Below are 15,097 nucleotides of genomic sequence, written 5' to 3' on the forward strand. Positions count from 1 at the left end.
TTCTTTTTATTTATCATAAATTAATGGTTTTTTAATCAAACTTTATTTAAAAACAAGAGTTAATTTAACTTGCAATCCGATTGTTAGAATTGTTAGATTTTTCCGCCTGCAAAAACCGTTGTGTTTCTGTAACAACAATCCCGCTTAATCCAATCAAACCAATTAAATTTGGGATTGCCATTAGTCCATTTGCAATATCAGAGAACGTCCAAACAAGTCCAAGTTTTAAATTTGCCCCAAACATGATTATACCAACAAAAATGAGACGGTAGTATCGAACTGCATGATAGCCAAATAAATATTCAACACATTTCTCTCCATAATATGACCAGCCTAACATTGTGGAATACGCAAATAAAATAATTGCGATGCCAAGGATCATACTTCCGGCGCTTCCAAATACAGTTTGAAATGCAAATGTCGTTGCTTCAACGCCCGTTTTACCGGAATTCCAAGCACCTGTTGTGATAAGTACTAAACCAGTGATTGTACATACAACAAATGTATCAAGGAACGTTCCCGTCATAGATACGAGTGCTTGTTTAGCGGGGGAGTCAGTCTTCGCAGCAGCGGCAGCAATTGGCGCACTGCCAAGTCCGGCTTCGTTTGCAAACACACCTCGCGCCATTCCGATTTGAATAGCTGAAGCAACAGTTGCTCCGGCAAAGCCCCCAGCAGCTGCAGTTCCATGAAAAGCACCTGAGAAAATGAGCTGGAATGCCGTTGGAATTTGATCTATATGATAAAAAATAATAATAAGTCCAGCAATGATATAAAAGAAAGCTTTAATTGGAACAAAAAAACCGGTCACTTTTCCTATTTTTTTTACGCCGCCTAAAATGACAATTGCGATGAAAAGAGCCATTACGATTCCAGTTGCGACAGGGGATACGGAAAAATTAATTTTCATAGCCTCAGCAACTGAATTAGACTGCACCATATTTCCAATTCCAAATGAAGCTGTTGTTCCGAAAATAGCAAATAATATAGCGAGCCATTTCTTTCCTAACCCATGTTCTAAATAATACATTGGACCACCCGAGTATTCTCCGTTAGCACCATGCATGCGATATTTTACTGCAAGAATCGCTTCTGAATATTTTGTTGCCATTCCAAACAAGGCAGTAATCCACATCCAAAACACTGCACCGGGTCCTCCGATAGATACTGCGGTTGCAACGCCAGCTATATTTCCCATCCCGATAGTAGCTGACATGGCGGTCATTAACGCTTGGAAGTGACTAATGTCACCTTTAGAAGAGTTGTCTTCCGATTTTCCAAATGCTAGCTTATGTGCGTATAATAGTTTGATAAATTGTAGGCCTCGCAAACGTACTGTAAGGAGGATTCCTGTTCCAACAAGCAGTACGAGTGTCGGCAGCCCCCATACGTAATGATTGATTACTTCTAATACTTGATTCACTGTTTCCATCTTTACTCTCCTTTAGAAAAAATAAAAAACCATTTCATGTAAACGAAATGGTCTCTGGAGATACAAGGAATAGAAAAATAAACCGATTCGGGAATCGGTATTTTCTGTCGCTTGTCTCTGTCCTTTTACCTGAGAGATTATCCGCTGTAATGGCGGATTTGCTCCTTCGGTGCCCTGTTTCCTCCATGTTGCTGTGCAACAGGAGGGAGTCTCTCCAGAGATTCGTCCCCATACAGTTCTACTTGAACACAAGACCTGAGAGTTTCAAAGCTGTCCGACCAGCTTTTTGCCCCATCGGTAGATCAAAAGATCTTCTCCTGTATGGTTCATCCGAATGCTATGAAATTAACATGAGTTATTATAATCACGATTTATATGATAAGTCAAGAAGGAAATATTTATAAATACAAATTGAAAAAACGAAATAAAAAACTTTTTTGTTTTTTAGATGGGCGAGAGAATCTGGCCATGCATAGAAGCGGTCAGGGTCTTTTCCTACCACATGCAAGGTTTTAAAATAAAGGGAAAAAAGCGAGCGAAAGTCATTTTTGTTCTGCATAATATTGACTTATAGGTTGAAAAATCAAAATGGATGTATATATCGATTTTGATTTTAAGCGCTCCTTTAAACTGGAAAATACTTTTTTTCGTAATTCATAGATCACTTTAGTAAGCACGTCATTATAATTTTCACATGTTAATTCATACATTTTCATATCACTATTATACTTTATCTCATCTATTTTAGGGTGAGAAGCATAATAGATTGTTCCTAACATAGTTATGAATTGATTAATAGTGGACTGTGTAAGAGTAACTTGTATGATATACTTTCTTCTCACAGTCACTGTTTATCCTCCATACAAATACTACTTTTGATGTGTATAATTAAGCATATGTTATGTTCAGAGATAAATATTGAAAATAATGAGGTAGTTTATGTTAAATTAGGCTAGCAGAATAAAGAGATTCATTTTTTTTAAAAATGAAGTGTAACCAAATCATATGTAAAGGAGAAATATATGAAACCATTACAAGGGAAAGTTGCAGTAGTAGCTGGTGGGACACGCGGTGCTGGAAGAGGCATTGCAATGATGCTTGGTGAAGCAGGTGCTACTGTATATGTGACAGGAAGAAGTACAAAAGGAAACTTATCATCAATGGGAAGAACAGAGACGATTGAAGAAACGGCTGAACTTGTAACGAAACAAGGCGGAAAAGGAATTGCGGTTCGCGTTGATCATACTGTGAAAGAAGATGTCGAAGCTTTATTCGTAAAAATTGCACAAGAGCAGAATGGGCAGTTAGATATTTTAGTGAATGATGTATGGGGAGGCGATCCACTGGCAGAGTGGAATGTACCATTTTGGGAACATAACTTAGATAATGGAATTCAAATGCAAAAAAACGCTGTACATTCTCATATGATAACAAGTCATTACGGTGTCCCGCTTATGGTGAAGAAGAAGAAAGGACTTGTTGTTGAGATTACAGATGGTGTTGATTACGAATATCGGGGGAATCTGTTTTATAGCCTCGCTAAAATTTCCACAATTCATTTAGCCCAGGCAATGGCAAGAGACTTAGCTCCCTACAATATAACATCTGTTGCAGTCAGTCCGGGCTTTTTACGTTCTGAAGCGATGTTAGATATATTCGGTGTGACAGAAAATAATTGGCAAGAAGGAGCAAAAAAAGATCCACATTTTATCGCATCAGAAACACCATTTTTTATCGGAAGAGCAATTGCTGCTTTAGCGAGCGATCCGAATGTTCATAAGAAAACGGGAAAAGCACTTAGTTCGTGGGAGTTAGCAAGAGAATATAAATTCAAAGATATAGATGGAAGACAGCCTGATTGGGGAAAATATTTTGACGAACATGTAAAACATACTTTATAAAGAATTGTAATGGATTTAGGAAAGAATAACTAAACACTTGTAACCATATTGTTTTTTTAGTTATTAGGATCTTTTTTTGATATTTACAGGATTACAAAAGGGTTAATGAATATTGACATGTAACCAAAAGGTGTTATATTATATCGAAGTGAAACCAAAGGGTTGCATTTTAAAATTAGGAAAGAAGGAAAAGTAATATGAACACATTACAAGATATTAAGCAAACAATCGTGCTAGAAGCACCTATTCAAAAAGTATGGGATACAGTATCAACTGCAGAAGGCATTGCATTATGGTTTATGCCAAATGATTTTCAAGCGGAAGTAGGACATGAATTTCATATTCAATCTCCTTTTGGACCATCTCCATGTAAAGTATTAGAAATTGATGCTCCTCATCATCTTTCTTTTGCTTGGGATACAGATGGCTGGATTGTTTCTTTTCTTTTAAAAGATTTAGGCGATAAAACTGAATTTACACTCATTCATGGTGGTTGGAAAGAGCCTGACTTTATTCTTCCAAAGCCGAATGAGAAAAGTTCTGTTATTCGTGAGAAAATGGCATTTGGTTGGATGGCCATTGTGAACGAAAAACTTAAAAAGGTTATTGAAGGCTAAGTGTCTCCATCAGCAGAAAATTACGATGTATTCCAAGCGATTGCTGATCCAACTCGTAGAGAGGTACTTCGATTACTGGCAGAAAAAGAATTACCTATTTCAGAAATAACATCTCATTTTCCGATTAGTCGTACAGCTGTCACAAAACATCTTCACATTCTTTCAGAGGCAAAGTTAGTCAGTGGAAAGAAGGTAGGAAGAGAAAAAATTTATCAGCTGCAGCCAGAACCTTTACAAGAATTAAAGCAGTGGCTTTCGTTTTACGAACAATTTTGGAATAATAAATTATCCATTTTGAAACATGTGGTTGAAAATGGAGAGAATCATGGATTAAAAATTGTTGAGACAAAATTAGATAAACAAGAGGAATAAGATCACTTTCTTCTATATGAAAAAGAGTATGTTTAAACATACTCTTTTATATTTGATAAACAGGATTAAGATTAATTTGAAGATGGTAATACTGTGTATAAATAGCTGTAAAAGGAATGGACTATATGCATATTGTTCTTGAAAGCATGATACTAATCGCTACAGGTATTATCGTTTTAAAATTTGCGGGAAGTAAGTCTCTTAGTCAAATGACAAGAGCTGAAATTATTGTCATTGTATCTATTGGACGCATTATAGTAGAGCCGGTTTTAAGTAAGAAGTTAGGAACAACAATATTAACCGCGTGTACATTTTCTATTGTTTTACTGATCATTCATTATTTGGAAGTGAAATCACGAAAGGTGGAACGATTCCTAGATGGTAACACGATCGTTATTATTAAAGATGGAAAAATTTTAAAGGATAACTTAAATCGTGCCAAAATGACAGAACAGCAATTATTTATGCATTTAAGAGAACAGGGAATTCATGACATTCAAACATTACAGCAAGCAACTGCAGAACCAAACGGCCGTATTGGCTATCAATTAACAGCTCAAGCACAGCCGGTTACTCGCGAAGTGTTAGAAAAAGTACTGCGGCAATATATTTCTAAAGAATAAGGAATATTCATGTGTCTATTTTTGAAAATCTAAAATTATTTCACGTAGCTTTTGTAGCCCAACATTTAAATCTTGATCACTTAGCATGGAGTAACTGATACGCATATACTCGTGTTTCGGTTCATGAACAAAGCAAGCTGTTCCGGGTAAAAAAGAAATGTTAGCTTCATTTGCTTTTTTTAGTAATGTAAATGAATTCATTGAATTCGGAAGGGAAACCCATAAATTAAAGCCGCCTTTTGGTACTTGAAAGTGAATTGTATCCGTTAAGGAAGCAAGTATTTCTATTGTAGTATCACGACGCATTTGTAAGGCAGTTCGTAGTTTTTCTAAATGATTCTTCATTCTTTCTGTCCGTAAAAAAGGTAAAATAGCTTTTTGCGTTAACTGCGGACTTCCTATATCCATTAATGCTTTTGCGGCATATAACCAATCAAATACAGGTCCTTCGGCTAGAATTGCTGCAATACGAATCCCAGGTGCTAACGTTTTGCTAAATCCTTTTAAATAAATCACATGACCATTTGTATCGAAATATTTAAGGGGAGCCGGAAGTGTAACATCATCAAAATAAATCTCACCAAAAGAGTCATCTTCTATAATAAAAAAGTGATAAAGTTCTGCTAATTCTATAAGTTCTTTTCGTCTTTGTTCACTCATTAATATCCCAGTAGGGTTATGAAAGGCAGGATTCACGTATAACAAAACTGGATTATTCTTTTGACACACCTCATCTAATAAATCAGAACGGATGCCTTGTTCATCAAGCACAATGGAAATAACGTTGATTCCTTTGTTAACAAACACATCAATGGCAGCACCATAGCACGGACTTTCTACTATTACCGTGTCTCCTGGTTTTAATAATGTTTGAGCGATTAAATCAATTCCTTGCTGGGCACCACTTGTAATTAATAAATGAGCAGGATCAGCGTTCAATCCTTGATAGTCTTTTAAATATTTGCAAACTTCCATGCGAAGCTCTTCATCACCTTGTACAGATCCGTATGTGGCTAAAATCATTTTGTCTTTGTCTAATATTTTTTGCATTTCACTTGATAGAAACGGATTAGGTAAAAGGCGTGGATAGAGAATGGCCTGAGAAAAATCATAATACTTTTTGTGGCGATTGATAATATATTGAGATCTTATTACATTAACAGCTTTCATATGTTGCCAGTGATATGGAGCATTTGTATGTAGAGAAGGAGAGTTTTTTCCTCTTATGTAAACCCCTTTTCCAGGCTGTATATATACATAGCCTTTTGTCTCAAGCAATTTATATGCTTTTCGAACCGTCAATACACTTATTTTTAAATCGTCTGCCATAGTGCGTAAAGAAGGAAGAACATCTCCATCTACTAATATGCCGCCTTGAATACGCTGAACGATTTGCTCGTAGATTTGCTGATAAAACGGTAAATTAGATTCTTTTCGGATTATAATCTTCATTACTCTCACCTAATCTTCTTTTTATTTTCATTTAAACTGAAAAAAACTTTATAATCAACATAAAATATATACAACTGTTATATAGCTTGATGTACTGTTATACACTGTTTTCTCTATACTCATTTCAAGAATGAAAAGGGGGAAGCAGTATGATTATTTTCAATTATCTTCTTATTTGTGTCATTTTTGGGACGACATTTTTAACGATTAAAATAGGAATTGCAGCAGGGGCTCCGCCGATTTTTTCAGCGGGGATTCGTTTCTTTTTGGCAGGTATAGTTGTGATTATGTTTTTTATCATGAAACGGAAACAAGTTCTACCATACCTTTTCATAAGAAGGATTATGTTCGCTGGTTTTTGTCTTACATTTATGACCTTCGCAACTTTATATTGGGCAGAGCAATATATCTCATCGGGATTAGCAGCCGTTCTTTCCGCTACAGGTCCAATGATGATTTTATTGCTTCAAACGAAACGAACGAAAATGAAATTGAGAAGGGAACAACTTTTTGCCCTTGTACTTGCTCTTATAGGAGTTGTATGCATTTCTTTACCAGGGTTACAACAGCAATTCTCTTATACTTGGAGCATTGCTTGCCTTGTTATATTAGTAGGAGAATTCTTCTACGGAATGGGCGCTATTCATTCAAAGGGAATTTTATCAGATTTACTAGATGTCTCACCATTTTTGATTAATGGTATTCAAATGTTATATGGAGGTCTATTACTAATAGTTTGTTCTCTTTTATTAGAACATCCGAATCTATCTGCCTTAACTACATGGAACGTTCAATGGCCGATTCTGTATTTAATATTTATAGGTTCAATAGGTGGGCATGGCTTATACTATTGGCTATTATCCAAAACCAATCCTGTATTTCCATCTACTTGGCTTTATGTTTCGCCATTAATTGCTGTTATAACAGGATATATGTTTTTAGGTGAACCAATCAAACCAGTGATGGGAATTGGAGCTTTCTTCATATTAATCGGTGTTTTTATGGCGAATCGATCCACACTTGAGGTGTATTGGAGGCAAGGGAAACTGTTGAAAAAAGAGATGTAAGGTTTTTTATTTCATTCATGATTTTTAAAAGTGAAAGGACGTCTTAAGACTTGTTGTCTTATGGACGTCCTTTTTTCGGCAAGATGATATTGAATGATGTTCCTTTCGAAGGCTCGCTTTTGGCAGAAATTGTACCATTATGAGCATGTACAAGTTTATAGACAATTGCCATTCCAAGGCCAGTCCCTTCGGAAGAGGAATCAGTTGTTGTTCCTCGGTAATATTGTTGAAAAAGATTTTCTATCATATGAGGGGACATGCCAACACCGTTGTCCATAATATGGATAACTACATGTTTATCATTATCAGAAAGTGTTGTATATATATCGGTATGTTCAGGGTTGTGTAAAATCGAATTCATGAGAATGTTTTGTAAGATACGTTGCATAAATTTATGATCGAATTCAACATTAATTACAGGCGTATCCGCTTTAAAGTGAAGTTTATAGTTACTTGCTTGCGGATCATGACTAATGTCGGCAACAACTCTTTTTGCAAATTCGACTAAATCTTGATTCGTTTTATGTAAAGGTAATGTGCCTTCCGTGCTATTTAGTTGTAAGACGAGGCTTAAATCTTGAATTAATTCTTCCATATGTTTTCCTTTATCATCAATTTCTTGGATAAAAGATTGAACCTCATCTTTTGACCACTCATACTGATCATTTAATAAAAGCGCTGAATATCCCTTGATATATGTTAGTGGTGTTTTTAAATCATGCGAAATACCAGCAATCCATTCTTGTTTGGCGTGCTCTATTTTTTCTCTTTCTATTTCAGCAGCTTGTAATTTTACAGCTAATATTTGAAGCTGTTGAAGTACCTCCTGATACAGAAGATAACGCATACGAAGTTTTCCCTTTTTGGTATAAATCTTTTGCAAACCTTTAGGTTGCTTGTAGTTTTCTTGTGAGAGTTGATGGATCCAAGTCATTATGAATCCAATCGGACCACCAAAATACCATCCAAACAAGCCAATGCAAAGAATTGTGCTAATAACAAAAGTCCCAGCCACAAGCAAACCTTCAGTGTTTTCATTAACAATGATACCGAACAGCGGAAAAATACCTTCAACAATAATGACAATGCAAAAACCAGTTACAAGCATCCAAAGAATAAGTCCTAATGCTAAATGGAATGTAAAGCGAGTTTTTATTCGCATATAAACGCCTCATTTGGAGGGATGAATTTATAGCCAATTCCTCGTAAATTTACAATGATTTTTGGTTTGCGTGTATCATCACCAAGTTTTTTCCGCAGTTTGGATATATGGATCGTGACGGTTTTTTCTTCTCCAAAAACATCATTTCCCCACACGAATTCGTAGAGCTGTGCAGTTGTGAAAATACGATTCGGATTTTTGCAAAAGAAATGTAGTAACTCCAGCTCTTTTGCTGTGCATTCTACTAGATGATTTTTAACTGTTAATGTTGCAGATTCAGGGTTAAAAGTGAAGTAGTCATAATTGTATAAAGTACTTTGTTGTTGTGAACTCTCATACATTTTTTGACGACGAAGGATGACTTTTATTCGAGCTATTACTTCTAAAGGATTAAAAGGTTTTGTAATATAATCATCTCCGCCTATTCCTAAACCTGTCAATTTATCGAAGTCTGTTGAGCGTGCGCTAATAAAAATGATAGGTGTATTTGTATTTTTTCGGATTTCTGTACATAGTTCAAACCCACTTATATCTGGAAGCATGATATCGAGCAAAATAATATCATATACTTTTTCTTTGATACGCCGCAGCGCATCTTTTCCTGTTGAGACAGTTTCTATATGAATGAAATTCTCTTTCCTTAGTATTATTTCTAATAATTTCAATATACCAACTTCGTCATCTATTACTAATATTTTTGCAGATTCCATTTCGATTATCCCTCATTTCACCCTCATCATACCAATTTATTTTCAGTAGATGTTTATCCTAATAAAAATATTACAAGCATTTTCCATAGAGTTTACTTTGATTTTACTTTCATTCGTTAAGCTTATTGTAACATATCAATATAAAGCAGGAGGGACTGCGAGTGGAATATGTTATCAAAATTAACAAATTAAGCAAGATGTTTAAGGGAACTGAAACGGTTTCTAATGTCAATATGAAAATTAATAGAGGAGAGATTTACGGGTTTTTAGGACCGAATGGCGCTGGAAAAACAACTATTATGAAGATGATCTTAAATTTAGTAAAGCCATCTTCTGGTGAGATTATTGTATTAAATCAGCCTGTTTTACCAACATCTTATCAATATTTAGAGAAAATAGGCAGCATCATTGAATACCCAGTGTTTTATGACCGGTTAACAGCAAAGGAAAATTTAGACTTTCATTGTGAATACATTGGCTATCATGATAAAAGAGCGGTGGGTGAAGCTTTAGAAATTGTAGGACTTAAAGAGGTGGCAAATAAGAAAATTCATGAATTTTCTTTAGGGATGAAGCAACGATTAGGGATTGCGCGGGCGATTGTTACGAAACCGGAAATTTTAATTCTTGATGAACCTATCAATGGACTTGATCCAATCGGAATTAAAGACATTCGGGAGCTTTTATTACTTTTAAAAGAGGAATATGGAATTACCATTTTAATTTCAAGCCATATTGTATCCGAAATAGAATCTATAGCAGATACGATAGGCATTATTAATCAGGGGAAATTATTAAAAGAAGTAAAAATGGAAGAAATCAGAAAAGAAAATATCGAATATCTTGAAATCGAAGTAGACAATTTGAAAAAAACGACACAGGTACTGGAAGATACATTAGGAATTAAAAAATATGAAATAGTAGACCAGAATACGATTCGGATTTTTGAACAAGCCATTTCTCAATATCAAATCAATAAAGAATTGATATTGAATGACGTCATAGTAAAGAGAATTGAAAGAAAACAACACAATTTAGAAGAGTACTTTTTAAACCTTATTAATGGAGGCGGTCAACATGTTTAAACTTATGAAACTAGAATGGGAAAAACATTTCTTATCTAGTTATTTTAAAGGACTAGCAATTTGTATTGTTGGAATTTTCGCTGCTGCTGGTCTTATGGCAATAGGTTCTAAAGGTGAGAGTGAGCAAATGTTTCCAGATTATATGGCATTCATGTCTTTAACAAATATTCTTATTAGAATAACATTTATAATTTTTTCAAGCGTAATTTTATCGCGTTTAGTTATTGATGAATACAAGAGCAAAACGATTCAAGTAGTGTTTACCTATCCATTACAACGGAAAAAATTACTTCAAGCTAAGTTATCAATTGTTTTTGGATTTTGTTTTTTCAGCATAATTTTCACTACTTTTATTATCAGTATGTTAACTTTCTTCTTAAACCCAATTATAGGGTTCTTTGAAACACCTGTTAGTATAAATGAAATAATTGCTACAGTTCCAACTACTTTTATTCATGCATTTATGATGGCTGGAGTAAGCCTGATTCCTTTATATTTTGGTATGAGAAAAAAATCAACCGCTACAACAATTACCTCAGCTGTATTAATAGGTTTTTTGATTAACTCAACTATTTCTAATGGCGGTAGTTCGACTAGTTTATTCGAATTCATTGGGGTACCAATTGCATTCTGTCTACTTGGTCTAATCATTGGATATCTTTCTTATTATAAAATTGACAAAATTGATGTTGCTTAAACAAAGCGAGGATGGAGTAATATTCAAATTCAACAAGGGATGGGGAATAAAAATTGAAAAAAATGATACTAGCTTCTACTGCATTAATTGTAACTGGTGGATTCGTTTTTAGCTTCAAAGAAGTAGGAGGAAAGAGTTTTGAAAAAGAAACTTCCTTTGAAGCAGATAGTATTGAAGAAGTGGAGATAAACAATGAATCTTGGGATATAGAGTTCAAAAATACGAAATCAAAAAAAATAACAATCGAAGTTGAAGGAAAACAAAAGGACAAGAAAAAAGATCCCGTAACAATTAAAAATGATGGGAAGAAAATAGAAATGAATCAAAAAGACCAAAAGGGAATACTTGAAGGATTCAGTTTCGGGAAGAAAGGTACAATCTATATTTCTATCCCAAAGAATGAAATAGATACGATTACATTGAATAATAGTTTCGGTGATATAAAAATGAAAGATGTAGCGACTAAAAATATTGTAATTTCAAACGACTCTGGTGCTGAAAAAATTGAAGGACTGTCAGCGGATAAGGGGAAGTTTACATCAAAAGATGGGGAATTCAGCTTGAAAGATAGCTCGTTAAAGGCATTAACTGTAGCTTCCACTACTGGTGATAATTATATTACAAGTGTGACTAGTCCTAAAATGAAAGTTACTTCAACAGAGGGTGAAGTAACAATTAAAAATTCAAAAGAAGGAGAGTCATTGTTTGTAGAAACAAAATCAGGAGATATCGCTGTATCTTATCAAGAAGCTCCGACTTCATTAATGCTCACTGCTAATAGTCATTCATCTGATATAACAGTTAAATTAAATAGCTTTAAGAAAAAAAAGGATACTGAACAATCGAAAGAAGGAATCATTGGTGATGCAGCAAATAAATTGGAAGTTTTAAGTAAAGAAGGAACAATAAAGATAAATTAACATATTTGCTGATTTGAAATAAAGCTTGACCCAAAATATGAATTGAAATTGTATTTGGAAACAAACAATAAGAACCCATTTTGAACAAAAATTAAAATGGGTTCTTATTGTTTAAATTATATTTAAGTTTTATAAAAAAGTTCGATTATTTTCTTTGTTCTTTTTTGGTGAAATTACATTCCAATGATAAAAAAATTTAATTTTCTTTTTTTGATTGTGTTCTTAGATAATGAAGTATCTCCCTTGATGCAAACTCAATAAAGCCACTGATAAAATCTAACTTATCCTCTGCTAAAAAGGGAGTATAACCTTGAGGATTTCCAACATAGCCTTTGGGAGCAATCGATTTAGTTCTTTCGCCTCCTTTTTGCCACTCTTCCAAATCTTCCTTGCTTAATAGCCTAGGGGCTAGTTCTTCGATTTTTTCTTGCCTTACCAAATCGGGGAAATATTTTACAAATCGTGCTGTCCCCTGCGCTCCTGCGTGAAAATCTGGATAGCGAGGAGGGGGCTCGAACGAACCAAAGGAAAAATCGATATCAAAAATCAAGAATTCTTCTCGATCTTTCGTGATTCCTAACTGGTCCGCTAACAAATTAGCAATAACTGAACGAACATCAATATTTAGTGTTTGCCTTGTCTTTCTAATTGCTCCTATTAGCGCATCACCATGTTGTTGATCCCCGTGAATATCAATAACAAATATATGCTTTGCTCCCCATCTGAATAGGGATTCCCACATATCGAATAAGACTGCATGTACGGTTTCCTTTCTTGATGTAAAAGAACCGGGAAATGCGCCCGTAATATGATTTACACCAAAGTAATAAGGAGGTGCTATTATAGTTGGAATGTTCTCTTTTTCTAACCGTTTTTTTATACAACGACAAATATAATGGCTCTCGTAAATATCAACCCCTGTAGGTAAGTGGGGGCCTTGTTGCTCAATCACACCAGTCGGTGACAGCACCACTGCACCCTTTTGTAATGCCTCTTCAATTTCTAGCCATGTCATATCAGCAACAGTATCTTTGAAAATAGAATACATGAATCTACCCCATTTCATATATTTACATTAAGTTATTCAATTTGTAGGCTATAATTTAGGAAAATAAATTAATTATACAGTTAGAAATTCAACTTCTATAATCATTATTCCTTTTGCATACCCTGTCCCGTTAATATTCAATTAAAAAAGGAAAATCTTGCATTAAATCTAAAATAAAACTAAAAACATGTATTTGCAGCTGGTCATGATGAAAGGATTTTCCGACTGAATGAAAATATTCTATGTTTGGGTATGAAAGAAGGGGTTTTTCGTGAATTTTCGGTACAATTTGCAAGAGTAATGAATCATATGAGGTAATTTGCTATAGTTTTAGAAAAAATATCGAATTTATGAAGAGCTAGGCAGTATAAACAGTTTAAGGAAAATAAGAATAGTGTATTTTGTTGTGAAGATTGTAATCATAAAATACGTCTTGATGCCATTAAAAACTTTTTTAGATATGGAACTTTGTGAAAAAATGCAAGAGTTATTATACGAAAAACCCCTCTTATATATCGATGTTTTTACGATATATAAGAGGGGTTTGTATAAAATAAAATGTTAATTCACTTTCTTAATAAATCCTTTATAGTGACGTTTCACAAGCTGGCTTTCTAACGTTTTCATCGTTTCTAACGCGACACCGACAATAATGAGTAAGCTTGTCCCGCCAATTTGAGCGGAAGCTGGTAAATCAGAAATTTTTGTGAATATAATCGGTAAAATAGAGATTGCCCCTAAAAAGATTGCTCCGATAAAAGTTAAACGATATAAGATTTTTGTTACGTATTTCTCTGTCATTATCCCTGGTCGAATACCTGGAACATACCCGTTTTGTTTCTTCAAGTTTTCAGCCATTTGTTCAGGGTTTACTTGAACGAAGGCATAAAAGTATGTAAATGCAATAATGAGTCCAAGGTATAAACACATTCCAACTGGGTGTGAATAATCCAAATTTGTATTGATCCATTTGGACACCGCAGAGCTTGGAAACAGCTGCGCGATTGTTCGCGGCGTCATTAAAAATGCGGAAGCAAAGATAACAGGAATGACACCTGCACTATTTACCTTAAGAGGTAAGTGTGTATTTTTTGCTCCTTGATACGGATTGTTCCCAGTAGAAGCTTTTGCATATTGAATAGGAATTTTCCGATTTGCTTGTTGAATATAAATAACACCAACGATGATTGCTAAAATAACCAAAATAATTAATGCGATTTTTATAATATGCATAAAGAGTTGATCTCCAGCATTATGAATTTGTTGTAAGTATATTTGATTCATAATACTTGGAATTCCTGCCACAAGTCCTGCAAAAATAATAATTGAAATTCCGTTGCCTACTCCATTTGCAGTGATTTGTTCACCTAACCACATTAAAAACGCAGTACCAGCAGTTAATACGGTAGCAATTAATAAGTAGGTTTTTAGGCCTGGATCAGTTATTAATTGTCCACCTGCCATATTGTTAAAGCCAATAGACATTCCTATCGACTGAATGAATGCAAGAACAATTGTAAAGTAGCGGGTAAATTGAGCGGATTTTTTACGGCCCATTTCACCTTGCTTTGCCCACTCTGCAAATTTAGGAACGACATCCATCTGTAATAACTGCACGATGATGGAAGCTGTAATATACGGTGTGATGCCTACTGCAAAAATTGAAAAGTTTTGTAAGGCACCTCCGCCAAATACATTAAGCATTCCTAAAATATTTGTTTGATCTTGTAGTTTTAATACCTCAGCATTAGTATGAGGAACTGGAATGAATGTGCCAATCCGAAAAACGATTAACATCGCTAAAGTAAAAAGGATTTTGCTTCTGATCTCAGCTACTCTCATAAAGTTTGAAATTGTACGAAACATCATGTCGCCTCCTATATGTTTACTAATTATGTAAAGTAAAACTAGTTTTTATATCCTCACGTATAAACTGCAAACCTCCTTCCGAATAAAATTCATTATGACAAATGGATTTTCAAACAGTTTACGGATATAAAATAGAGCGATG

General features: G+C 34.5%; 15 protein-coding genes and 1 riboswitch. Of the genes, 8 read left to right on the forward strand and 7 right to left on the reverse strand.

What is annotated here, in order from left to right; translation table 11 throughout:
- Positions 1 to 64: 64 nt before the first annotated feature.
- Positions 65 to 1,432 (reverse strand): alanine/glycine:cation symporter family protein, encoded by a 1,368-nt coding sequence (locus ACIGHG_RS18515; RefSeq protein WP_396549836.1) that lies wholly within the window; start codon positions 1,430 to 1,432, stop codon positions 65 to 67.
- 107 nt (positions 1,433 to 1,539) lie between these two features.
- Positions 1,540 to 1,660: riboswitch (glycine riboswitch) on the reverse strand.
- A 314-nt stretch (positions 1,661 to 1,974) separates the two neighbouring features.
- A complete protein-coding gene (locus ACIGHG_RS18520; protein ID WP_396549838.1) occupies positions 1,975 to 2,280 on the reverse strand; it encodes a hypothetical protein in 306 nt (101 codons plus the stop codon).
- 174 nt (positions 2,281 to 2,454) lie between these two features.
- Between ACIGHG_RS18520 and ACIGHG_RS18525 the strand changes: the two genes are divergently transcribed.
- From ACIGHG_RS18525 to ACIGHG_RS18540, 4 genes are all read left to right on the forward strand, one after another.
- Positions 2,455 to 3,333, forward strand: coding sequence for an SDR family oxidoreductase (locus ACIGHG_RS18525; RefSeq protein ID WP_396549840.1), 879 nt, complete (start codon positions 2,455 to 2,457; stop codon positions 3,331 to 3,333).
- Positions 3,334 to 3,530: 197 nt separating this feature from the next.
- Positions 3,531 to 3,950, forward strand: coding sequence for an SRPBCC family protein (locus ACIGHG_RS18530; protein ID WP_090914608.1), 420 nt, complete (start codon positions 3,531 to 3,533; stop codon positions 3,948 to 3,950).
- Positions 3,951 to 4,322 carry an ArsR/SmtB family transcription factor gene (locus ACIGHG_RS18535; RefSeq protein ID WP_090914610.1) on the forward strand — a complete coding sequence of 124 codons (372 nt, stop codon included), beginning with the start codon at positions 3,951 to 3,953 and terminating at the stop codon, positions 4,320 to 4,322. It begins immediately after the preceding gene.
- A 125-nt stretch (positions 4,323 to 4,447) separates the two neighbouring features.
- Positions 4,448 to 4,945 (forward strand): DUF421 domain-containing protein, encoded by a 498-nt coding sequence (locus ACIGHG_RS18540; protein WP_396549842.1) that lies wholly within the window; start codon positions 4,448 to 4,450, stop codon positions 4,943 to 4,945.
- Positions 4,946 to 4,960: 15 nt separating this feature from the next.
- Here the strand turns inward: ACIGHG_RS18540 and pdxR are convergent, their stop codons facing one another.
- On the reverse strand, positions 4,961 to 6,397 hold the full coding sequence (pdxR, locus tag ACIGHG_RS18545; RefSeq protein WP_396549844.1) for a MocR-like pyridoxine biosynthesis transcription factor PdxR: 1,437 nt from the start codon (positions 6,395 to 6,397) through the stop codon (positions 4,961 to 4,963).
- Positions 6,398 to 6,546: 149 nt separating this feature from the next.
- Here pdxR and ACIGHG_RS18550 point away from each other — a divergent pair, with 149 nt between their 5' ends.
- Positions 6,547 to 7,464: a DMT family transporter gene (locus ACIGHG_RS18550; RefSeq protein WP_396549846.1), complete on the forward strand. Its 918-nt coding sequence runs from the start codon at positions 6,547 to 6,549 to the stop codon at positions 7,462 to 7,464.
- Between the two features lie 58 nt (positions 7,465 to 7,522).
- On the opposite strand, the gene ACIGHG_RS18555 is transcribed toward ACIGHG_RS18550, so the two are convergent.
- Positions 7,523 to 8,626 carry a sensor histidine kinase gene (locus ACIGHG_RS18555; RefSeq protein ID WP_396549848.1) on the reverse strand — a complete coding sequence of 368 codons (1,104 nt, stop codon included), beginning with the start codon at positions 8,624 to 8,626 and terminating at the stop codon, positions 7,523 to 7,525.
- Positions 8,617 to 9,336: a response regulator transcription factor gene (locus tag ACIGHG_RS18560; RefSeq protein WP_396549850.1), complete on the reverse strand. Its 720-nt coding sequence runs from the start codon at positions 9,334 to 9,336 to the stop codon at positions 8,617 to 8,619. The genes ACIGHG_RS18555 and ACIGHG_RS18560 overlap by 10 nt, the downstream gene beginning before the upstream one ends.
- Positions 9,337 to 9,497: 161 nt before the next feature.
- Between ACIGHG_RS18560 and ACIGHG_RS18565 the strand changes: the two genes are divergently transcribed.
- From ACIGHG_RS18565 to ACIGHG_RS18575, 3 genes are read left to right on the forward strand one after another with little or no spacing between them, the layout of a single operon-like run.
- A complete protein-coding gene (locus ACIGHG_RS18565) occupies positions 9,498 to 10,421 on the forward strand; it encodes an ABC transporter ATP-binding protein (RefSeq protein ID WP_396549852.1) in 924 nt (307 codons plus the stop codon).
- Positions 10,414 to 11,118, forward strand: a complete 705-nt coding sequence (locus ACIGHG_RS18570; RefSeq protein ID WP_336473356.1) for an ABC transporter permease — start codon at positions 10,414 to 10,416, stop codon at positions 11,116 to 11,118. The genes ACIGHG_RS18565 and ACIGHG_RS18570 overlap by 8 nt, the downstream gene beginning before the upstream one ends.
- Before the next feature lie 53 nt (positions 11,119 to 11,171).
- A complete protein-coding gene (locus ACIGHG_RS18575; protein WP_396549854.1) occupies positions 11,172 to 12,038 on the forward strand; it encodes a DUF4097 family beta strand repeat-containing protein in 867 nt (288 codons plus the stop codon).
- A gap of 196 nt (positions 12,039 to 12,234) precedes the next feature.
- Here the strand turns inward: ACIGHG_RS18575 and ACIGHG_RS18580 are convergent, their stop codons facing one another.
- Together ACIGHG_RS18580 and secY are read right to left on the reverse strand one after the other, a co-directional pair.
- Positions 12,235 to 13,086, reverse strand: a complete 852-nt coding sequence (locus ACIGHG_RS18580; protein ID WP_336473358.1) for a creatininase family protein — start codon at positions 13,084 to 13,086, stop codon at positions 12,235 to 12,237.
- Positions 13,087 to 13,647: 561 nt separating this feature from the next.
- A complete protein-coding gene (secY, locus tag ACIGHG_RS18585) occupies positions 13,648 to 14,952 on the reverse strand; it encodes a preprotein translocase subunit SecY (protein ID WP_336473441.1) in 1,305 nt (434 codons plus the stop codon).
- Positions 14,953 to 15,097: the final 145 nt, after the last annotated feature.

The organism is Bacillus sp. NPDC077411 (genome assembly GCF_044543425.1).
GTDB lineage: Bacteria > Bacillota > Bacilli > Bacillales > Bacillaceae_G > Bacillus_A > Bacillus_A bruguierae.

Bases quoted from the DNA above. Each gene is read 5' to 3' on its own strand.
- ACIGHG_RS18515 (WP_396549836.1), bottom strand. From the start codon at position 1,432: ATGGAAACAGTGAATCAAGTATTAGAAGTAATCAATCATTACGTATGG.
- ACIGHG_RS18530 (WP_090914608.1), top strand. From the start codon at position 3,531: ATGAACACATTACAAGATATTAAGCAAACAATCGTGCTAGAAGCACCT.
- ACIGHG_RS18550 (WP_396549846.1), top strand. From the start codon at position 6,547: ATGATTATTTTCAATTATCTTCTTATTTGTGTCATTTTTGGGACGACA.
- pdxR (WP_396549844.1), bottom strand. From the start codon at position 6,397: ATGAAGATTATAATCCGAAAAGAATCTAATTTACCGTTTTATCAGCAA.
- ACIGHG_RS18580 (WP_336473358.1), bottom strand. From the start codon at position 13,086: ATGTATTCTATTTTCAAAGATACTGTTGCTGATATGACATGGCTAGAA.
- ACIGHG_RS18570 (WP_336473356.1), top strand. From the start codon at position 10,414: ATGTTTAAACTTATGAAACTAGAATGGGAAAAACATTTCTTATCTAGT.
- ACIGHG_RS18525 (WP_396549840.1), top strand. From the start codon at position 2,455: ATGAAACCATTACAAGGGAAAGTTGCAGTAGTAGCTGGTGGGACACGC.
- ACIGHG_RS18540 (WP_396549842.1), top strand. From the start codon at position 4,448: ATGCATATTGTTCTTGAAAGCATGATACTAATCGCTACAGGTATTATC.
- ACIGHG_RS18560 (WP_396549850.1), bottom strand. From the start codon at position 9,336: ATGGAATCTGCAAAAATATTAGTAATAGATGACGAAGTTGGTATATTG.
- ACIGHG_RS18555 (WP_396549848.1), bottom strand. From the start codon at position 8,626: ATGCGAATAAAAACTCGCTTTACATTCCATTTAGCATTAGGACTTATT.
- secY (WP_336473441.1), bottom strand. From the start codon at position 14,952: ATGTTTCGTACAATTTCAAACTTTATGAGAGTAGCTGAGATCAGAAGC.